The following is a 19,217-nucleotide window of genomic DNA, read 5'->3' on the forward strand; positions in this document are numbered from 1 at the left end:
CTATCCCATATTTACTGAGACTGAATTTCTTATTTTCGATAAAGATACTTCAATTATACTACATTTTAAGGTACAATAGCCTTATCATGAAATCTTATTTTGTCTATGTTTTGCGTTGTGCTGACGATACGCTTTATTGTGGCTATACAGACGATGTTACGAAACGACTGGAAACCCATAACTCTGGTAAAGGTGCTAAATATACTAAAGCACGTCGTCCCCTTCAACTTCTGACTTCCGTTGAATTTTCAGATAAGAAACACGCCTTAAAATGCGAATGGTGGTTTAAGCATAAACTCAATCGTTCACAAAAATTAAAATTAATTAAAGAAAGAGCAATCAAAGAAACTTTTGAAAAAGAACTTCTAGCTAAAGAAAAGGGATAAAACATCCCTTTTTTCAGTTTAATTATAAAAAGCAAACTCAAGTTTGCTTTTTATAGTTTTTCCAGTTTAACAGCTGTACCGTAAGCAGCAACTGAGTCCACATTACCAAATGTCGAAGAGTCAAAACGCATAGCGAGAATTGCATTAGCACCTTTATCTCGTGCTTCTTCTGCAAGACGTTCAATAGCACTCTCACGCGTTTCATGCTGGAGTTTCGTATAGCCGGCAATTTCTCCTCCGACAATCGTTTTTAATTGTTGTCCAGTACTTGAGAAGACGTTACGTGAACGAGTTGTTAAACCAAAAACCTCACCGTAGACCTCAACAACACGATAGCCAGGTGCATCATTTGTAGTTAAAATTAGCATATCTTTCATTTACTTACTCCTTATAGGTTACATTTTATCCAAAATTTCATGGATGATCTCATGCGAATCTAGAACATTTGTTTGTTTCATCTGTTTCATAAGTTCATCTCTATTATGACCATCAAAATGAGTTACTGCTTCAACCATGTCAAAAACCAAACTTTCAAAACCACGATTATATGTGGCACTTTGCCAACCATTAATTCCGATTTTTTGCTTGTCTAATCCAGTAAGGATTTCTAACTCCGTAAGTTCTGATAGACGATAGGTTCCACTGCTTGCTTCGACAGTAAATTCCTCAGAAAAAGCGCCTGAAGTCAAGTTCATGCTGGCGATGCCCATACAAGATTGCGTTCTCAGTGTGACTATCACACGTGAAAGTTTTTTGTCCGGTGTCATCGCTAATTGATAACTGTAACGTTCAATCTCGTCATCAAGCAAGTAAATCAACGTATCCAAAGGATGGATAAAAATATCATACAAACTAAATTGTACTTCGTCGGCATTATTTGCTAAATTTTTACTTACCTTGATAAAGTTTTTTTGATTGACCTCTTTAAGTTTGTCTGTCATTGGGGCAAAACGACGATTAAAACCGATAACAAAGAGGACATTATTCTCCTCAGCCAAGCGATGAAGTTCTTGGACCTCATCAAAGTTTTCGGAAATCGGCTTATCCATCATGACATGTGTGCCTGCACTCAAATAGCGTTTTGCAAGCTCAAAATGTTGAGCCGTGGCTGCATGGATGACGACCATATCACAAGTTTCCAACGCGCCTAAATCCGTTGTCGCATATTCAAACTTGTATTTTTTTCGAATCTCTTCAGCTTTTTCCCATGTTCGCGAATGCAAAATAAAACGATGCTCGGCTTGCATTTTTGCATAAACGGGCAGATAGGCCTTACCTGCGATATTTGATGTTGCACCAATTATTCCAATAATCATATAGTCTCTCTAACTGTCTTTTGAATAAATGACGATAAGTTTGCCTTGAGCAATTTTTAAATCCATCGTCTCACTGATAAAAGCATTACTTGCGTAGATGTCCGCAAAGTTATCCTCAGCTTTAAGTGGATATTTTGCGTTTTTAATCTCTAAACTTCTTTTTGTGCCGACCTGAACAATGCCCAAATATGGATAGCCTTCAATCTTGCGAATGGTGTGCTGCCCTTGAGTCAGATATTTTACAAAATTTTGCTTGTCCTTCAAAGAAATCCTTTCAGGACAGTCAAAATTCAGGGGCAGATACACATTGGTCAAATGATGGTCAAGCCTTCCACCAAGGGCACCAATAATCATGATTTCTGCATCTGGAAAACGCGAAAGCACCTGATCTAAACCAGCTTCTAAATCCGTCTGATCCTTCTCTGCCGGAAGTTTAACAAGTTCATGAGTAGCTTCTGATATTTTGCCGAATTCTTCCATACTTACAGAGTCAAAATCACCAACCGCTAAGTCTATATTTTGATGGTCTTCAAGTAAAAATACAGCTCCACGATCAATACCGACATAATAATCATAGCTTTCTTCAGGTAAGCTTGCTGGCCTCCCTGCGTGAATAAGTACTCTCATCGCTCGTCCCCGCTCCCCGCTATTTTGCCTCTCAGCTGACGACTTTCCAGTTTATTTAAGTTGGCTTGAGCGACTTGTTCCAAATCAAGCCCCAGATAGCGCGCACAGGTTGCTACATGCCATAAGACATCGCCTAATTCTTTTCCCAAAGCATTTTTATCATCATCTTTAATAATGCCATCCTGATCACGGATGATTTTTTTTATCTTATCCGCAACTTCTCCTGATTCCCCTGCTAAACCGAGTACCTTATCTAAAAAAGCAAAATTTATCTGCTCAATATCCGCTAGAGGACCATTGACATCAAATTTTATTATTTCCTTTTGATAATCCTTAAGTTCCATAGATAAGGTTCCTCCTTTAATTCTCCCTCTTATTATATCAAAAACTCCACTGAAAAAGGATGTTTCACCCCTTGGTTTTATACAAAAAAGCCCTCAAGTAACTTGAGAACTTTTATTTAAGCTTTAAGGGCGAATACGTCCAAGCATACGTGGGAATGGAATAGCTTCACGGATATGTTGGTTGCCTGTAATAAAGGTTACCGCACGTTCCAAGCCAAGTCCAAAACCAGAATGTGGCACAGAACCGAATTTACGTAAGTCAAGGTACCAGCTGTACTCTTCTTCTGAAAGCCCGAATTCTTTTACTTTTTCAACCAAGTAATCATAATCTGTCGCACGTTCTGAACCACCAATGATTTCACCATATCCTTCTGGCGCGATAAGATCGGCACAAATCACAACATCTTCACGTGTTGGATGTGGTTTCATGTAGAAAGCTTTAATCGCTTTAGGGTAGTTGATGATAAATGTTGGCACACCATAGTAGTTAGAAACAAATGTTTCATGTGGTGAACCAAAGTCGTCACCCCACTCGATATGATCATAATCATTATTTGCTTCTTCTTTTTGAAGAAGTTCAATCGCGTCATCGTAAGTGACACGTTTGAATGGTTCATTGACATATTTTTCCAATAAATCAATGTCACGTTCCAAACTTTCTAAAGCATAACGTTGGTTTTCCAAGACTGATTTGATCAAATGTTTGACATAAGCTTCTTGAATATCCAAAGATTCTTCATGAGTTGTGAAGGCCATTTCTGGCTCAATCATCCAGAATTCTGTCAAATGACGGCGCGTTTTTGATTTTTCAGCACGGAAAGTTGGACCAAAGGTAAAGACTTTGCCAAATGCCATCGCACCCGCTTCTGCATAGAGCTGACCAGTTTGTGACAAGTAAGCAGGCTGTCCAAAGTAATCTGTCTCAAAGAGTTCTGTTGTTCCTTCAGGAGCTGAGCCTGTCAAGATTGGACTATCAATTTTAACAAAGCCATTGGCATTGTAAAACTCATATGTTGCACGAATAATTTCGTTACGTACAAGCATGATAGCATGTTGCTTGCGGCTACGTAGCCACAAGTGACGGTTATCCATCAAGAAATCTGTACCATGCTCTTTTGGTGTGATAGGATAATCCACAGATCCACCAACGACTTCAAGGTCTGTGACATCAAGCTCGTAACCAAATTTTGAACGTGAATCTTCTTTTACAATCCCTGTTACGATTACTGATGTTTCTTGAGCCAAGTGTTTGATTTCAGTGAACTTTTCTAGTCCTGCTTCTTCACCAAATTTTTCAATCATGTTTGGTTTGAAAACGACAGCTTGGAAATAAGCTGTACCATCACGGAGTTGGAGAAATTGCAATTTTCCTTTTCCTGATTTGTCTGCAACCCAAGCGCCAATTTTAATTTCTTCTCCGACGTGGTCTTTCACATCGATGATTGATACTAAGTCTTTCATAAATAATTCCTTCTCTTTTATTAATATAAATCTTTGTCTATAAATTTCTCTAACCAGATTTCTTTCAAAGTTTTCAAATCTTCTTTAAAAGCTTTTGGTGTCTGTAATTCATCTTTTTTAAGCTCTTCCAACACCAGGAGTTCAAAGTCATCAGACTTCCAATCTTTGTCAATGGCTAGGGGAACACCGATACCTGTTTTTCGTGAAAATTCAAAGCGATTTTTCAAACCAGGCAAATCTGGTGCTATATCAAGATAAAACTTGTTTTTTGAAATATTTTTATAAGCTACAACAGCACCTAGTTTTTCTTGGAGCTTATAAGCTGATTTTGCTTCTTTTTTATCTATCATGCGACTCTTCCATCCAAATCTGAAGACGTTTTACTGCTTCTGTCAAACTCTCAAAGTCAGTGGCATAACTCAACCTCACATGTACGGGTGACCCAAATCCTTCCCCCGTCACCAGAGCCACTCCAGTTTCTTCAAGAATCGCTGTCGCAAGATCCGTAACATTGTCATACCCTTTCAGTGCCATTGCTTTCTCAACTTTAGGAAAGAGATAGAATGCACCATTAGGCTTAATAGCCTCAAAGCCAGGTATTTGGTTGATCATAGGATGTATCAAGTTTAGCCTTGATTCAAATGCTGTACGCATTTTTTCGACTGCCGCTTCATCAGAATTAAAGGCTTCGATGGCTGCATATTGAGCAACTGTACTTGGGTTTGAGGTTGTTTGACCTGCAATCTTCGTCATTGCTGCAATAATTTCGCTATCACCAACTGCAAGTCCAATGCGCCAACCAGTCATCGCAAAGGTTTTCGATACACCATTAATAACAATCGTGCGTTGACGAATCTCCTCTGATAAGGATGAAATAGCTGTAAACTCGCTTTTATTATAAACCAGTCGGTGATAAATATCGTCTGCTAAGATTAACAAATCATTAGCAACAGCCCAATTTCCCAAAGCCAGTAATTCTTCTTTTGAATAAATCATTCCTGTTGGATTGGATGGACTATTTAATAAAAGCACCTTCGTTTTTTCGGTTTTTACTGCCTCAAGTTGTTCAACTGTGATTTTAAAGTCATTTTCTTGCAAAGTCGAAACGACAACAGGTTGACCTCCTGACATTTTTACTTGATCCACATAGCTCACCCAATAGGGGGCTGGGATGATGACTTCATCTCCTTTATCTAAAACACTTTGGAAGAAGGCATAAAGCGCAAATTTAGCACCCGTGGTAACTAAAATTTCCTTATCTTCAATGGCGTAACCATAATATTTATCCCAATAATTACGCACAGCACTTTTCAACTCAGGTAAGCCAGAAGCTTGTGTATAGAAACTTGCCTTGCCTGAATGAATAGAATCAATAGCTGCTTCACCGATTAATTCTGGGGTGGAAAAATCTGGCTGCCCTAAAGTTAAATCAATAATGTTTTTTCCTTGGCTTGCGAGATCTTTAGCACGCTTCGCAGCAGCTAGAGTCACAGACTCTTCAATATTTAAAACAAAATCAGATAGTTTTTTCATAAATTACAACAGCTCCTTACCCGTTTTGAAATCATAAAGTTTAAAACCTTCACGACTATTTACCTGCCATACTGGCTGATTTTTATAAAGGGCCAAGACAATAGATGTCGTATTATCCGCCTGAAGCGTTTCGGGCTTAACACCTGTTGCCATGTCAATAACTGTTAAATTTCCCCCTTTTTCAGGGATTAAAACACCTATCTCTTTGCCTTTTTCAGTTTTGCCAAGTAAAGAATAATCTGTGCTATCTGTAGTTGCAATGTCAAAAGCTGTTGGAGTTTTCAGCTCAGTTTTATCCTTTGCTATAGCAATTGCAGTGCTTCTTGCTGTATTATAAGGGCTGATTGCTCTCCAGATAAAGAGGCTTATCGCAATAAAACCTGCCAGAATTACCGTTAAAATACCGATAATAATCTGTGTATGCAGAGTCATTCGTCTTCTTCTCATAGCCTACCTTTCTGTCCTTTAGATAATCTATTTAATTATAGCAAAAAAGCAGCGAAATTGCTTCTCTACAAAGGTCTTCTGCCGGAAAAAGTTAAATCCATAATTTTCCGTAGCCTTGTCACTGAAGAATTTCGGTGTCTTTTCTTAACTTCTTCTTGGACTTATCTGTATCGGGTATCACTTCACATCAGGAATTCAATAATTTTTTCCACTAATTCACTATTTTCAAGTGTTTTAAGCGGCGCAGTTTGCGCAAGATTTTTACGCATTCTTTTCGCATAAGATTTTCCTGCTAATCGATTGTCAAGAATCACAACTTTGGAATACTGATTATGGCGGCGATTGACACGTCCAAGAGCTTGCTGCAACTTCAAAGTTGCCATAGGGACATTAAAATCGTAAAAAGGGTTATTAAAACGTTTTGCATACTTTTTCGTTAAAATATCATCTGGCGTAGCAAAGGGCAGACGGGGAATCATCAAAACAAGATGATCTTGCTTCTCAAAATCCACACCCTCCCAGAAGGAAGATAAGCCCAGAAGAATCTGCCCTTCTCCTTTATCAAATTTTTTCTTGATTTGTGCAGCAGTCCCATTAATATCTTGAGCCAATACATCCCAACCTTCAGCGGACAGTTGCTCTGCTACAAAAGTTAAAGACACTTTTGCTGTAAAGAGAACGACAACTTGAGCACCCAGCTCAGCAACCTCGGAAACTCTATCCGCAACATAATGCGCGTAAGCCATAACACCTGTATTTTTGATATGCGGCCCATCAGACACGATAAATATTTCTTGGTTATCGGCGGGATGGCTGTCAAATTTGAAGAAACGATAGTCCTTAAAGCCCAAAAGTTCTGGGAAAATAGGTTTGTCTTCTGTCAGAGATAAGGTTGCTCCCAGCATATATATTTTAGTTCCTGAAGGTACCAGTTTTTCAAAATTATAAAAATCCGTACTTGAAGCGTGAACCATATCTCCCTCACGCCAAATAAAGTTCTGCTCTGGATGTTCAAAAATTTCAGTCAGTTCTTTTAAACCAAGCTCTCTCGCATCAAGAGCGATTTTCTCACTGTCCAGATTTTTATTTTTGAGCTGAAATGTCAAACTTTCCACAAGGCGTTTATTTAAATGCGAATTTTCTATATCGACGGTTTCCAATTGCTCCGAGATTTTAACTGTTTTCTGATTGGCTCTTTCCAGTGTTGTAAAGAGTTGCTGTGCTTCGTCCACAACTAAAATACGTTCCTGTAAGAAAGTCTCAGGATAATCTGCAAGACGTTCAATTAGGTAAGCATGATTGACGACTTTGACTTGCGAAATTTCAGCTCGGCGTTGTGCTTTCAGCCAGAAGTCCTGTTCATAATGCAGTTGTTTATTGTTAACATAGCCATCATGCGCAATCTGAGCAAAGTACTCCTCATTGGTCATCACTTTGGAGAGCTCGTCTAGCTCCCCTGTAAGCGTCTCCGTCAACCAAACCAAGATTTTCATCTTAAAAATTTCGAAGTTTTTTCCTTCAGTATTTGCCAGCAAAAGCCGTGAAAATTTTTCTAAAGAAATATAATTCTTCGTTCCTAAAAGCTTAGAGAAATTCACACCAAATTTTTCTTTAAGAATAGGTGCTACACCATGAATCATCTGATTTTGTAGAACTTTAGTCGGCGTTGATACAACAATTTCCCGTCCTTCTGCAAGCAAAGGTAAAAGATAAGCATATGTCTTCCCGATGCCAGTGGGGGCTTCAATGAAAGAAGGGCGACTTTGTGTAAGTTCTTCTTTTATTTTTTCGGCAATCTTTTCTTGATTTTTCCGGACTTTAAGACCCAAACGAGAGATATTTTTAGCAAAAGAATTGGCAAGGGGCTGTCTGTTTTCTTTAACTTTTTCTCTACGGGTAGCAATATTATGAACTACATAAAGATGTTCAACGTTGAGTGATGTATAGGGCAGTTGCTCTTTTAAGAATTCTTTCGTCTCATAGAGTAAGCTGTCCGAATGGCGAATAATCTCCTCTAAAACAGCACGTGGAAGCTCTCGAATCTTATCTTGCATCTTAAGCAGTAACTCTGCTGTAGCTAAAGCATCTGATAAAGCAGCGTGAGGCTGATCGTGACATAAGTCTAGTCGCTCACTAAGAGCTTCCATCCCATATTTTTCAAAGGTAGGAAAAAGAACTCGTGCCAGCTCAACGGTATCTACGCGCGGTAACTCCAAATCCAAACCTAAAGGAAAAAGACTTTTCATTAATAAAGAGTAATCAAAACGTGCATTGTGAGCTACAAAGATGGTACCTTCCAGTTTTTGGCGCACTTCTTCTGCAACTTCTGAAAAGTCTGGTGCTTTTGACAAGCGACGGTCAGACAAGCCTGTAAGGTTAGCAATTCTCGGCAAAAGCGACTCATGTGGATTGACATCTGTCGTATAAGTGTCTACCACTTCTCCACCCTCGACTAGCACAATACCTATTTGGATAATTTTATTCTGCGAGCTGTGCGCATCGGTGGCTTCTAAGTCCACCACAGCATATCGAGTCATTTTTTTACCTTTCAACTTCTATTTATTTTTATAAGGCTTTGCTTTACTTGGCCGTTTAAAAATAGATCTTTATAATTATACCAAATTAGACGCAATGAGGACAGCACATAGTTGTGCTTCTAAACATACAGCAACTTTGCCCCGCTACTTGATTCGTCAAAAACATGATTTTGCAGTAAGAAGACTGTGAAAATATCGCAAAGTACACTGGTATATGCATTTGCCTTGACACCTCGTGTTTGATTAAGCGCCTCCTGCGCTAAAACTAGACTCCAAAAATAGTTTTTCTTTTACAAATGCTTCAAATTAGAGTAAAATTAGAGTATAGTAAAAAAAAGAAAAGGAGTCCCACTATGCTCGATAATTACAAAAAAATCCTCGTTGGTCTTGACGGTTCTGTAGAATCAACAAAAGCCTTTGATAAAGCTGTTGCCACTGCTCTTCGTAACGATGCCGAATTAGTCATCGCTAACGTCATTGACTTGCGTGCATTTCAGTCTATTTCTGCTTATGATTCTGTCGTAGCTGATGATACACATAAAGGTGCTGAAAACCTCATTAATGACTTTGCAACTGAAGCGAAAAACGCTGGTGTAAAAACAGTAACTACTCGTGTCGAATTCGGCTCACCAAAAGTTATGTTGGGACAAACACTTCCAAAAGAAGAAAACATTGACCTTATCGTTCTTGGTGCAACTGGTTTGAGCTACATTGAACGTATCTTTATCGGTTCTGTTGCTGACTATATCATTAAAAATGCGCCATGTGATACCCTTGTCGTCCGTAAATAATTGTTATATTTCGTCCTCTCGTTGAGAGGTTTTTTATTAAGAAAAAGCACCGCAAAAGCTGCGGTGCTTTTATTTTTCAATCTTTGTCCGGAGTTTCTCAAGGATTAGTTTGTTTATCCCTTTAGGATTTTGAGCCTTCAACATAGCGTATGAATAGCTGAAACTGAAAGGTTTGGGCGCATAAGCAATATAACGCGCTTGCCAATCACTTGGATTCCATTTTTTCTTGGCTTGATAAAGCCCCTTGAAGCCATATACGCCATTCATATTTTCATAAATAAACTGGAAGAGCTGTGTTGTAACTTTGCTACTGTCCTCGTCATCTTGAATATTTGCCAAAGGGCAGAGACCGAGATTCCCCCAAGTCACTCCCTCCTCGCGCATTGTTTCAAAGGCTTGTAGAAGACACACTTCCATAGAACCATTAGGTACTTGCGTACGGCGGCGCGTAACATCAGCCATATAACCTCTTTCCTCGCCTTCAGCATAAGGAACAAAAATTACAAAAGCCAACATGTTTCCCGCTTCATCACGGCTGTAAAAATAACGGCGACCGAGAGAATTTTCTAAAGCCAAGCCTCCTAACATAAAGCCAAGCTCGGGGCCTTTGGAGCCAAACCATTCGTCTGAGATTTCTTGAAGTTCATTTTCAATTTTTATATCTCGTTTTTCGTTTGGCTTGTATTCTTCAACAGTAATACCTAAGCGGCGCGCGTGATTGATATTGGCACGAACCTTTGCTGTTTTCTTTCCTTTAAGGTTAAAGTCTTCTAAACGTAAACAGGCATCTTCACCAATCTTAATCATCGAAAAACCATAAGATTCATAAGCAGAACGCATCGTTTCTGTAATGTCCATAAACAAGATTTTCCATCCATTCCGACGAGAAAAGTGAACCAGTTCTCCCATAAAACGAGCAGCATCTTTAGGGTCACAAACGATATCCCCACAACCAACGAGTACATTGTTTACGACGGTATACGCCAACATCCCCTCAACAGTAACACTGAAGAAATAAGATTTTTGACCATCGATAGTCATATAAGCCATCGGATTTTGACCATATTTTTCAACAAGTGCGATTGCTTTTTCTTTTTCACGCCCGCTCAATATCGGGTAATATACCAACGGTTTTAAGATATAATAGAGTGCCAACATCACACAAATCCAAGTGATGATAATCAGGCCAACCATATAAAAACCATGTACATGAGAATTGAAATGCGCTTGCCGAATGTCCATTGTAAAAAGAAAATGCAAGGATTGCTTAAAGATAGAATAGACATCTGGATTTCCTAAATAATCGCGTTTCAAAAAACTTAAACTCAGTAAGGTGTTAAAGAAAGCCAAAACAAGTGGGATGAAACCGAGAAACACTGCCTTTTTTGCATAATTACGGTCCATTGTTCGACTAAAATCACGATAAGTAAGTCCGAGAACAACCAGAATGATAAGTGAAAGGAGTGAACCAATACTAAAAAACCTTTGAGTAGAAATAAAGTTCAAGCGCAGAATGACAAATTGAACGACGATCGTAATAATCCAAGCTGACCTTACCCGTCGGTAGAGATTGAGAGAGACCAAAAGGCCCAAAAGCCCTAAAGCAAAGCCTAAAATATAATGCGGCATGAAACTATAGGAAGGAAAATACTCTCTCAAAACAGGTGATCGATGCAAATAAAAAGCTAAAATTGCTCCAATATCAATCACTACGGACAGGAAGATTGCTAAATTTTGTGCAAAAATACGTAATCTATACATGAATAACTGTTCCTTTATGATAACTTGTAATTGTTAAACGATCACAGCATGTCCTTTTTGCGTAAAGCCCAAACGACAATGCCACAAAATATAAGCGTTAACCCTAAGATGGCCCACATGACCCAACTAATTTCCTGGCCAGGTATGGGGACATTCATTCCATAAAAACCGACAACAACACCTGGAATACCCAAAACAAAGGTTGCTGAAGTCATGATTTTCATGACAATATTCAAGTTGTTGGACACAATATTTGAGAATAAATCACGTAGATTTTGTAACAGTTTAAGCTGAATACGTGTTTCCGTGTAGGCCTGATCCGTTTCAATATAAATATCGTAAATTTTATCAGCAAAACCATCTTCATCTTCTTCACGCAGATAATCAATAAATTTCTTCAACACTTCGAGATTATTGTTCAAAGCATCTTCAAAATAAATAAGGCTGGCTTGAATACCAATCATATCAACAATTTGATCATTTTTTGTTGAGTTCTTGATTCCTACCTCAAGCCGACGACGACGGAGACGAAATTCCCGTAGATAATCATGGAAGTCATGTGTCATTTGATACATAACCTGATAAATAATTTCATGCTTATAGCGTGTAGAGCTATATTCTCTACCGAATATATGTTCTCCCTTAATGTCATGATTTAAAGCTAAAATGACCGCTTCATTTTTTGTCCAAATCAAAGAATAAGGAAATGTCCCTACCTCGCCATAGCTTGATGAGGCTGGATATTGTAAAAGTATCAGATTATTATCGATATCATCCGTTTCAAAACGGGCGTTTTCATAATCATCGAGAATGCCGCTAAGGTAGTCAAAGGGCAGTTGAAAGTACTCCGAGACACTACCAATTTCTTCGCGCGTCGGATTAAGTACGTATGTAAAATTCCTCATCTCTGCCGTAGAGACTAGCCGATGTTCAGCTGACAATTCATAGTTTTTAATCATAGTTATATTTTAACAGAAAATCTCTTAAATAAACGTCTCAAACGCTGTTTTCTCCCATGATTTTCACCTTACTTTTTTGAGAGCATTTTCTAAACCAATCAAGCCATGAAAAATATGATTTATGCTACAATTAGGTTAAAGTTAAGAATGTTCTGACATAAAATTTATTTTAAGGAGGATTTCATATGTCGACAATGGTTTTCGTCAACTTTCCGGTCTCAGATATTCAGGTTTCCACAGACTTTTATGAAAAGCTTGGGTTCGAAAAGAATTCTGATTTTTCAGACGACTTAGTAAGCTGTATGGTCTGGGATGAAAATTTTTATATCATGTTACTTTCGCATGAGCGCTACCAAACATTCATTGGTGATAAAACAATCGCTGATACACACAAAGTGAGTGGTGCCCTTGCTGCCTTTACTCTTCCAAGTGCGGATGCTGTCAAAGCATTCGGCAAACTTGCCAGTCAAAATGGCGGACAATCCCTTCATTTAGAAAATGGCATCCCTGAGGACGTCATGTATGGTCTTGAAGTTCAAGATCCAGACGGAAACTGCTTAGAGCCTGTATGGATGGCTATGTGAGTTAATACTTTTCCTACAAAAAAAGACAGGATTTACATCCTGTCTTTTTTAATTCAAACGACTTAAGTATTCATCTGTAGCTTTAAAGAAAACAACTTTATTATCCATTCGAACGGCCCCAAGCTCGTTTGCTTGCGCATCATTTGTCCAAAAGTAAAGATAGCTTTCTTTCCCGGAGGTATCAACCGGATTCGGCAGTTCTGTAGATGCTTCGCTGATGAGTGATTTTTCATTCAAGTCCTTATTCGTTTTACTGATAAGATTGTAACCATTGGTTTGGATATAAGCTTCTGCTTCCGCTGTCTTAGCTACAATTAAATTCTTATAGGCGCTTTGAGGTGGGACAAGATGATAGAGAGAAGAGATAGACTGTTCACTACTACTTGTTGAAGTGGAAGATGGAGTTGTTTTAACTTCAGAGGAACTACTTGAAGAGCTCCTCTCCGTTTTGGACGTCGAGGAACTAGAACTTTCCTTTGCCATCGGTGTAGCAGGTGATTGAGTAATATTAGATATCCCTAAGGCTACTATTGCTCCGAGTAAGAACGAAAACATCCCTACAATAATATACTTTTTCATCTGTTTTTTCTCCTTTATTCTATTATACACAGTTTTTTCATTCCACTCGTCTCATTTGCTCTGAAACACAAAAGAAACTCTTCTTAGCTAAAATTTTGAAAGTGTTGCCTCTGTTTCTATCCTATTTTTTGGTATAATTACTCTAGTTAAGAAAGCTCTCAAAACACATTATGTCTTTGAGAAATGTCTTTCACTGCTTATATACTATCACAAGGAGACAAAATGTGAACTACAGCCATATCAAAATAGGGCAAAGAACAATCAAAACAGCAATTTGTGCAACATTAGCCATTATTATTGCACAATTTTTCCACTTAGAATCTGCGACCAGTGCAGGAATCATTGCCATTCTCTCCATTACGAACACGCAGAAAAGTACCTTACGTTTAGGCTTTATGCGTGTTTTAGGACTTATCATCGCTACTTTACTCGCCTTCATCGTTTTAAATTTATTTAATTTTACACCTTTATCTTTTGGTATTTTCTTACTTTTATTTATTCCCATCTCTGTCGCCACAAATACTAGTGAAGGTATTGTCGTAAACTCCGTTCTTTTTTCCCACTACCTTCTAGCTCAAGAAATAACTTTTCCTCTCGTAGGAAATGAGTTTTCATTAATGTTTATTGGGGTAGGTTTAGCACTTTTGGCAAACATATATATGCCAAGTAATGAAAGATTATTAGAAAACAATCTCAATATTTTAGAAAAGGAATTCAAAAATATTTCAGCACATCTCGTGATCTGTTTAAATCAAAAGCAAGATCTCCAAGATCTTGTTGCTCAGTGTGACAACCTGTTGGAACTTATCGATGCCAGCAGTAAGATTGCTACTGAAAAATCAGAGAATAATCTTTTAAGAAATAATACATTTTATCAACGTTATTTCGACATGCGCCATATCCAAATTACACTGCTCAAAGATATTATTATGAAACTAGAAGAAATAGATGTGGACAGCACACATATCGCCGAAATTTCTAACATTTTTGAAACTTTGTCACTCACCTATGCTGCACATAATGACGGCAGTGAGCTCTTAAAGAAAATAGAAAATGCTTATTCTCATTATCGTCAGATGGACTTGCCTCAAACACGTGAAGAGTTTGAAAATCGTGCAGGTCTTTTCCAAGTGCTCCAGTTGCTTGAACTACTGATTCAAGAAAAAAATACTTTTGCATTGAATCAGACCAACAATGCTTCCTAAACTGAAAATATAAAAAACCTTGTTGCTCATATGATCCAGCAAGGTTTTTTATATCTGCGTTATTACAAGTTGCACTCCGACATGATCCTCTAAGATAATGCTCTTACTTCTTCTTTCATAAGTCCTTTCCGCTGCCTCCAGTCTTTCCAAAACTGCTTCATAATATTCTTTTCCAACTTCAATCTCCCAAGCTAAAATACCATTTTTGTGTAGGTTTCGTTTTTTCAAGCTTGTCCCTTCCCAGAGATTTGTCGCAAAGTGATGATGGTAATGATTTTGCGAGTAAAAATGAGCTGTATTACCCACTCGCGCAACTAAATCCGTCTGAAGTATATTAATAAAGAGTGTATCAGCCTGTGCGAGAGAATTTCCTGTGAAATGGAGATGTCCAATACTCATTTTTGCCGGATAACTAAATTTTCCTTCTTTTTTTGTTGCTAAAACAGCCTCAACATCAACAGCAAAGGTCCCCATTTCCACCTGCCCCTCACCATCCCACTTCCAATTTTTCGGATCGCGATCATGATAGAGTTCTATTCCATTTCCTTCAGGATCACTAAGATAGAAAGACTCACTTACGAGATGATCCCCCGCTCCTAGCGGATATTTTGCCTTAATGAGTCGTTCAATAAGTCCAGCTTTTGAGGCACGATTGGGAAAAAGAATAGCATAATGAAAAAGTCCGGTTGTTTTTTCTGGACTAGAAATTCCCCCAAACTCAAGTTTCAAAAAAGGAACTTCTTTTTCTCTGAATGAGTAAGAAAGTGTATCTTCTGTTTCCTCTGCAAGATAAAAGCCTAATAATTCCTCATAAAAATAACGCATGACTTGTCGATTGGAAGCTTTCAAAGTAATAGTTTTAATATTAAAGGGTTGGGTGTACATACTTATTCTCATTTCTTTTGAATTTTACTTCGTTCTTTATATGTTGTTAGTATATCACTTAAAATTCAGAAAGCAAAAGACTTTGTTTACAAACGTAAACAAAGTCTTTTGTCGCTCTAAATTTATTTTGAGTCTTCTTTTGCTACAGGAAAGTCTTTGGTCCCAAAGTGCGTAGCAATGGCTCCACCACCATATTTTTGATAGCTTACAGTAGAAAATCCAGCCTTACTAAATAACAAAGCCAAAGCTTTTGCATCAGGAAAATTCTCTGCAGATTTTTGAAGCCATTGGTATTCTCTCAAAGACTTGGCAAAAACCTTACCCAGAAAAGGCATCACTTTTTTAAAGTAAAGTTCAAATGCTTGCTTGTAAATAGGCAAAGTCGGATGAGAAGTTTCAATACACACTACTTTTCCTCCGGGTTTTAAGACACGAAAAATTTCTCGTAATACTGTGAGATAGTCAGGAGTATTTCTCAAGCCGTAACCAATCGTAACTACATCAAACATTTCCTTTTCAAAAGGAATAGCCATAGCATTTCCTTGAATAAATTCAATGTTGTTGTTGTCTTTTTTATCAAGTTTAGCTTGGGCAACTTTCAGCATATTTTCAGAAAAGTCTAAGCCCACGACCTTACCCTTCTGACCCACAGCTTTTGAAAGGTCGAATGTCCAATCCCCAGTACCACAACACAAATCCAAAATAGTCATGCCGGACAAATTCCCCATTTTTTTCATGGTTTTATCCCGCCATAAGTCATGCTGTTTGAAACTTATGATTGCATTCATTTTGTCATAATCAGTGGATATATTATTAAATATTTCGTGTACACGTTCTTCGTTAACCTTATTCATGTACTCATTATAGCATAAGCTAACCTTTACACCATTGCTTCTTGTCTCTCAATTTGCAAACAAAAAAACACTCTTCCTATGTTTAAAAGTTAAGCATAGAAGGAATGTTTCTTAAAGCATTAGTTGCTCTCTAAACCTTATTTTTTAAGGTTGTAGAATGCGTTAAGACCTTTGTAAACGGCAACTTCACCCAATTGGTCTTCGATACGAAGCAATTGGTTGTATTTAGCCATACGGTCTGTACGTGAAAGTGAACCAGTTTTGATTTGGCCAGCATTTGTAGCAACGGCGATATCTGAGATTGTTGAATCTTCAGTTTCACCTGAACGGTGAGAAACGATAGCTGTGTAACCAGCTTCTTTAGCCATTTCGATTGCTTCAAATGTTTCAGTCAAAGTACCGATTTGGTTAACTTTGATCAAGATAGCGTTCGCAGCTTCTTCTTTGATACCACGTGCCAAGTAAGAAGTGTTTGTAACGAAGAAGTCGTCACCAACGAGTTGAACTTTGTTACCCAAACGTTCTGTGAGGGCTTTCCAACCATCCCAGTCGTTTTCGTCCATACCATCTTCGATAGTGATGATTGGGTATTTGTTAACCAATTCTTCAAGGTAATCGATTTGTTCTGCAGCAGTACGTTTAGCACCACCTTCACCTTCGAATTTAGCGTAGTTGTAAACGCCGTCTTCGTAGAATTCTGAAGAAGCACAGTCGAAACCGATCATAACGCCGTTTTCGCCAGCTTCGTAGCCAGCAGCTTCGATAGCTTTAAGGATAGTTTCTACACCATCTTCAGTACCTTCGAAACGTGGAGCAAATCCACCTTCGTCACCAACTGAAGTTTCAAGACCACGAGCTTTAAGGATTTTCTTCAATGCGTGGAAGATTTCAGCACCCCAACGAAGCGCTTCTTTGAATGTAGGTGCACCAACTGGTACGATCATGAATTCTTGGAAAGCGATTGGAGCGTCTGAGTGAGAACCACCATTGATGATGTTCATCATTGGAGTTGGCAATACTTTAGCGTTGAATCCGCCAAGGTAGTTGTAAAGTGGAACACCAAGTTCATCAGCAGCTGCACGAGCAACAGCGATAGAAACACCAAGGATAGCGTTAGCGCCCAATTTACCTTTGTTTTCTGTACCGTCAAGAGCGATCATTGCACGGTCGATAGCTTGTTGTTCAGTAACTTCGTAGCCGATGATAGCTTCAGCGATTACGTTGTTTACGTTGTCAACAGCTTTTTGAGTACCAAGACCGAGGTAACGAGATTTGTCACCGTCACGGAGTTCAACAGCTTCGTGTTCACCAGTTGAAGCACCTGAAGGTACCATACCGCGTCCGAATGCACCGTCTTCAGTGTAAACTTCAACTTCGATTGTTGGGTTACCGCGTGAGTCAAGGACTTCGCGAGCATAAACATCAGTAATAATTGACATTTTTATCTCCTTATTGTTTTAAGTGCTTTCTGCACTTTTTAATACACTATGATTTTACTATTTTTCCGCCCTTATTTCAAGTGAAAAACAAGCTAAAAGGCTTTTTATACAAGGTATGCGGTTACATTTCAACTTTTTATTTCTGTGATATTTTTTTTATAAAATATCGTGTCCACCTCCATTCTTGGCATGTGTTCAGGCAGTATTTTTTCATTGATAGATAGAAAGCCATTTTTTTCATAAAAACGATGTGCCGCTTTGAATTGTTTAACAGTTCCAAGATAAATTTCTTTGATATTCTCTATGCGACAGTATTCAAACAAATTATCCAAAAGAAGCTGTGCAACAGACTTCCCTCTGTATTCAACATTGACAAACATCTTTTTCAGAACAGCTTGTTGTGTATTAAATTTGACGATACCAAGTGTCCCAACAACTCCCTTCTCTTCATCAACAGCAAGCCAAAATTGGCTGTAATGTGTATGAATATCTTGCAAGTCGGGTTGATCTGCCAAATCAACAGCAACTCCAAATTCTTCCTTCTGAATAGAGAGTATCAAATCAATAACTGCTTGTTTGTAGGTATCATTGTAAGCGATTAACTTCATAGCCATAGTATAACAGATTACTTTCAATTTTATAAATAAAAAAACTTCCAAAAGGAAGTTTTCAAAATTATTTAGCCAATGCTTTTTTAGCTTCTTCAGCAAGAGCTGTGAAAGCAGCTGCGTCAGCAATAGCGATATCAGCAAGCATTTTACGGTTGATTTCGATTTCAGCCAATTTCAAACCGTGCATCATTTTGCTGTATGAAAGTCCATTCATACGAGCAGCTGCATTGATACGTGCAATCCACAATTTACGGAAGTCGCGTTTCTTTTGACGACGATCGCGGAATGCGTAGTAGTATGAGTTCATTACTTGTTCTTTAGCTGTCTTGAAAAGACGGTGTTTAGAACCGTAGTAACCTTTAGCGAGTTTTAAAATACGTTTACGGCGTTTGCGAGTTGCAACGCTATTTTTAACACGTGCCATGTGTGTTCTCCTTGTTTCTTAGAAAATTTTTATCCTGTCATCGACAGTTAATTTAAATGGTTGATTGATTTCGAGTGAAATCCTATAAGTCTTATGTAATGCTTATGAGTTAATCAGTCGTGAAATGTTACTGGGGAGAGTAATTGCTCTCATGCATAACAGTCCACAGGACTGTTATTAACGCATGTTCTTCCTTGTACGGCTTCCGCCTACGCGTCAATTGCTCTCATGCATAACAGTCCACAGGACTGTTATTAACGCATGTTCGCAACCATACGACGGATACGTTTGAAGTCACCTGCTGAAACCATACGGCCTTTACGGAGTTGACGACGTTGTTTTACAGTTTTACCGTGCATACGGTGTGAAGTGTAAGCGCGGAAGCGTTTAAGACCGCCATTACCAGTACGTTTGAAACGTTTAGCTGATGCGCGGTGAGTTTTTTGTTTTGGCATTTTAATTCTCCTTGGTTAA

Annotated in this window: 22 protein-coding genes; 4 read left to right on the top strand and 18 right to left on the bottom strand. The window is 38.4% G+C overall.

Annotation, left to right across the window (positions count from 1 at the left end; all coding sequences use genetic code 11):
* Positions 1-86: 86 nt before the first annotated feature.
* The gene (locus J0J33_RS09900; RefSeq protein WP_019294312.1) at positions 87-386 is read left to right on the top strand and encodes a GIY-YIG nuclease family protein; all 300 of its coding nucleotides are present in this window, start codon (positions 87-89) and stop codon (positions 384-386) included.
* Between the two features lie 50 nt (positions 387-436).
* On the opposite strand, the gene J0J33_RS09905 is transcribed toward J0J33_RS09900, so the two are convergent.
* The 9 genes from J0J33_RS09905 to J0J33_RS09945 form a co-directional block, all read right to left on the bottom strand.
* The gene (locus tag J0J33_RS09905) at positions 437-763 is read right to left on the bottom strand and encodes a heavy metal-binding domain-containing protein (protein ID WP_019294313.1); all 327 of its coding nucleotides are present in this window, start codon (positions 761-763) and stop codon (positions 437-439) included.
* Positions 764-781: 18 nt separating this feature from the next.
* Complete coding sequence (locus tag J0J33_RS09910) at positions 782-1,702, bottom strand: Gfo/Idh/MocA family protein (RefSeq protein ID WP_061414580.1); 921 nt, start codon at positions 1,700-1,702, stop codon at positions 782-784.
* Between the two features lie 9 nt (positions 1,703-1,711).
* Positions 1,712-2,329, bottom strand: a complete 618-nt coding sequence (locus tag J0J33_RS09915) for a thiamine diphosphokinase (RefSeq protein ID WP_165719999.1) — start codon at positions 2,327-2,329, stop codon at positions 1,712-1,714.
* Positions 2,326-2,673 carry a nucleoside triphosphate pyrophosphohydrolase family protein gene (locus J0J33_RS09920; RefSeq protein WP_206887728.1) on the bottom strand — a complete coding sequence of 116 codons (348 nt, stop codon included), beginning with the start codon at positions 2,671-2,673 and terminating at the stop codon, positions 2,326-2,328. Before J0J33_RS09920 ends, J0J33_RS09915 begins: the two co-directional genes overlap by 4 nt.
* Before the next feature lie 123 nt (positions 2,674-2,796).
* Positions 2,797-4,134, bottom strand: a complete 1,338-nt coding sequence (gene asnS, locus J0J33_RS09925; protein ID WP_019294316.1) for an asparagine--tRNA ligase — start codon at positions 4,132-4,134, stop codon at positions 2,797-2,799.
* Between the two features lie 20 nt (positions 4,135-4,154).
* Complete coding sequence (locus J0J33_RS09930) at positions 4,155-4,484, bottom strand: GIY-YIG nuclease family protein (RefSeq protein WP_003133012.1); 330 nt, start codon at positions 4,482-4,484, stop codon at positions 4,155-4,157.
* Entirely contained in the window at positions 4,474-5,667 is a 1,194-nt protein-coding gene (locus tag J0J33_RS09935; protein WP_206887731.1) for a pyridoxal phosphate-dependent aminotransferase, read from the bottom strand. The genes J0J33_RS09930 and J0J33_RS09935 overlap by 11 nt, the downstream gene beginning before the upstream one ends.
* A 3-nt stretch (positions 5,668-5,670) precedes the next feature.
* Positions 5,671-6,114: a DUF5590 domain-containing protein gene (locus tag J0J33_RS09940; protein WP_206887733.1), complete on the bottom strand. Its 444-nt coding sequence runs from the start codon at positions 6,112-6,114 to the stop codon at positions 5,671-5,673.
* A gap of 182 nt (positions 6,115-6,296) precedes the next feature.
* Positions 6,297-8,651 (bottom strand): helicase C-terminal domain-containing protein, encoded by a 2,355-nt coding sequence (locus J0J33_RS09945; protein WP_206887736.1) that lies wholly within the window; start codon positions 8,649-8,651, stop codon positions 6,297-6,299.
* 353 nt (positions 8,652-9,004) lie between these two features.
* Here J0J33_RS09945 and J0J33_RS09950 point away from each other — a divergent pair, with 353 nt between their 5' ends.
* Positions 9,005-9,442: a universal stress protein gene (locus tag J0J33_RS09950; RefSeq protein ID WP_003133021.1), complete on the top strand. Its 438-nt coding sequence runs from the start codon at positions 9,005-9,007 to the stop codon at positions 9,440-9,442.
* 69 nt (positions 9,443-9,511) lie between these two features.
* Here the strand turns inward: J0J33_RS09950 and J0J33_RS09955 are convergent, their stop codons facing one another.
* Positions 9,512-11,203, bottom strand: coding sequence for a bifunctional lysylphosphatidylglycerol flippase/synthetase MprF (locus J0J33_RS09955; RefSeq protein ID WP_206921727.1), 1,692 nt, complete (start codon positions 11,201-11,203; stop codon positions 9,512-9,514).
* A 41-nt stretch (positions 11,204-11,244) separates the two neighbouring features.
* On the bottom strand, positions 11,245-12,162 hold the full coding sequence (locus J0J33_RS09960) for a magnesium transporter CorA family protein (RefSeq protein ID WP_003133025.1): 918 nt from the start codon (positions 12,160-12,162) through the stop codon (positions 11,245-11,247).
* A gap of 185 nt (positions 12,163-12,347) precedes the next feature.
* On the opposite strand from J0J33_RS09960, the gene J0J33_RS09965 reads away from it, so the two are divergent.
* Positions 12,348-12,746 (top strand): VOC family protein, encoded by a 399-nt coding sequence (locus J0J33_RS09965; RefSeq protein ID WP_206887741.1) that lies wholly within the window; start codon positions 12,348-12,350, stop codon positions 12,744-12,746.
* Between the two features lie 48 nt (positions 12,747-12,794).
* Here the strand turns inward: J0J33_RS09965 and J0J33_RS09970 are convergent, their stop codons facing one another.
* The gene (locus J0J33_RS09970) at positions 12,795-13,325 is read right to left on the bottom strand and encodes a hypothetical protein (RefSeq protein WP_206887744.1); all 531 of its coding nucleotides are present in this window, start codon (positions 13,323-13,325) and stop codon (positions 12,795-12,797) included.
* A 224-nt stretch (positions 13,326-13,549) separates the two neighbouring features.
* Between J0J33_RS09970 and J0J33_RS09975 the strand changes: the two genes are divergently transcribed.
* Positions 13,550-14,530, top strand: coding sequence for an aromatic acid exporter family protein (locus J0J33_RS09975; protein WP_086583146.1), 981 nt, complete (start codon positions 13,550-13,552; stop codon positions 14,528-14,530).
* 48 nt (positions 14,531-14,578) lie between these two features.
* On the opposite strand, the gene J0J33_RS09980 is transcribed toward J0J33_RS09975, so the two are convergent.
* The 6 genes from J0J33_RS09980 to rpmI form a co-directional block, all read right to left on the bottom strand.
* The gene (locus tag J0J33_RS09980) at positions 14,579-15,415 is read right to left on the bottom strand and encodes a glyoxalase (protein WP_206887747.1); all 837 of its coding nucleotides are present in this window, start codon (positions 15,413-15,415) and stop codon (positions 14,579-14,581) included.
* A 122-nt stretch (positions 15,416-15,537) separates the two neighbouring features.
* On the bottom strand, positions 15,538-16,269 hold the full coding sequence (locus tag J0J33_RS09985; RefSeq protein WP_165719990.1) for a demethylmenaquinone methyltransferase: 732 nt from the start codon (positions 16,267-16,269) through the stop codon (positions 15,538-15,540).
* 137 nt (positions 16,270-16,406) lie between these two features.
* Positions 16,407-17,708, bottom strand: coding sequence for a surface-displayed alpha-enolase (gene eno / locus J0J33_RS09990; RefSeq protein ID WP_003133057.1), 1,302 nt, complete (start codon positions 17,706-17,708; stop codon positions 16,407-16,409).
* Positions 17,709-17,836: 128 nt separating this feature from the next.
* Entirely contained in the window at positions 17,837-18,322 is a 486-nt protein-coding gene (locus tag J0J33_RS09995; RefSeq protein ID WP_206921728.1) for a GNAT family N-acetyltransferase, read from the bottom strand.
* Between the two features lie 61 nt (positions 18,323-18,383).
* Positions 18,384-18,743 (bottom strand): 50S ribosomal protein L20, encoded by a 360-nt coding sequence (rplT, locus tag J0J33_RS10000; protein ID WP_003133061.1) that lies wholly within the window; start codon positions 18,741-18,743, stop codon positions 18,384-18,386.
* Between the two features lie 254 nt (positions 18,744-18,997).
* Positions 18,998-19,198 carry a 50S ribosomal protein L35 gene (gene rpmI / locus J0J33_RS10005; RefSeq protein ID WP_003133063.1) on the bottom strand — a complete coding sequence of 67 codons (201 nt, stop codon included), beginning with the start codon at positions 19,196-19,198 and terminating at the stop codon, positions 18,998-19,000.
* Positions 19,199-19,217: the final 19 nt, after the last annotated feature.

Origin of the sequence: Lactococcus sp. LG1267, assembly GCF_017309545.1 — a bacterium.
GTDB classification, from domain to species: Bacteria; Bacillota; Bacilli; order Lactobacillales; family Streptococcaceae; genus Lactococcus; species Lactococcus petauri.

Coding starts and splice junctions, on each gene's coding strand:
- J0J33_RS09900 (WP_019294312.1), top strand. CDS start 87: ATGAAATCTTATTTTGTCTATGTTTTGCGTTGTGCTGACGATACGCTT.
- J0J33_RS09905 (WP_019294313.1), bottom strand. CDS start 763: ATGAAAGATATGCTAATTTTAACTACAAATGATGCACCTGGCTATCGT.
- J0J33_RS09910 (WP_061414580.1), bottom strand. CDS start 1,702: ATGATTATTGGAATAATTGGTGCAACATCAAATATCGCAGGTAAGGCC.
- J0J33_RS09915 (WP_165719999.1), bottom strand. CDS start 2,329: ATGAGAGTACTTATTCACGCAGGGAGGCCAGCAAGCTTACCTGAAGAA.
- J0J33_RS09920 (WP_206887728.1), bottom strand. CDS start 2,673: ATGGAACTTAAGGATTATCAAAAGGAAATAATAAAATTTGATGTCAAT.
- asnS (WP_019294316.1), bottom strand. CDS start 4,134: ATGAAAGACTTAGTATCAATCATCGATGTGAAAGACCACGTCGGAGAA.
- J0J33_RS09930 (WP_003133012.1), bottom strand. CDS start 4,484: ATGATAGATAAAAAAGAAGCAAAATCAGCTTATAAGCTCCAAGAAAAA.
- J0J33_RS09935 (WP_206887731.1), bottom strand. CDS start 5,667: ATGAAAAAACTATCTGATTTTGTTTTAAATATTGAAGAGTCTGTGACT.
- J0J33_RS09940 (WP_206887733.1), bottom strand. CDS start 6,114: ATGAGAAGAAGACGAATGACTCTGCATACACAGATTATTATCGGTATT.
- J0J33_RS09945 (WP_206887736.1), bottom strand. CDS start 8,651: ATGACTCGATATGCTGTGGTGGACTTAGAAGCCACCGATGCGCACAGC.
- J0J33_RS09950 (WP_003133021.1), top strand. CDS start 9,005: ATGCTCGATAATTACAAAAAAATCCTCGTTGGTCTTGACGGTTCTGTA.
- J0J33_RS09955 (WP_206921727.1), bottom strand. CDS start 11,203: ATGTATAGATTACGTATTTTTGCACAAAATTTAGCAATCTTCCTGTCC.
- J0J33_RS09960 (WP_003133025.1), bottom strand. CDS start 12,162: ATGATTAAAAACTATGAATTGTCAGCTGAACATCGGCTAGTCTCTACG.
- J0J33_RS09965 (WP_206887741.1), top strand. CDS start 12,348: ATGTCGACAATGGTTTTCGTCAACTTTCCGGTCTCAGATATTCAGGTT.
- J0J33_RS09970 (WP_206887744.1), bottom strand. CDS start 13,325: ATGAAAAAGTATATTATTGTAGGGATGTTTTCGTTCTTACTCGGAGCA.
- J0J33_RS09980 (WP_206887747.1), bottom strand. CDS start 15,415: ATGTACACCCAACCCTTTAATATTAAAACTATTACTTTGAAAGCTTCC.
- J0J33_RS09985 (WP_165719990.1), bottom strand. CDS start 16,269: ATGAATAAGGTTAACGAAGAACGTGTACACGAAATATTTAATAATATA.
- eno (WP_003133057.1), bottom strand. CDS start 17,708: ATGTCAATTATTACTGATGTTTATGCTCGCGAAGTCCTTGACTCACGC.
- J0J33_RS09995 (WP_206921728.1), bottom strand. CDS start 18,322: ATGGCTATGAAGTTAATCGCTTACAATGATACCTACAAACAAGCAGTT.
- rplT (WP_003133061.1), bottom strand. CDS start 18,743: ATGGCACGTGTTAAAAATAGCGTTGCAACTCGCAAACGCCGTAAACGT.
- rpmI (WP_003133063.1), bottom strand. CDS start 19,198: ATGCCAAAACAAAAAACTCACCGCGCATCAGCTAAACGTTTCAAACGT.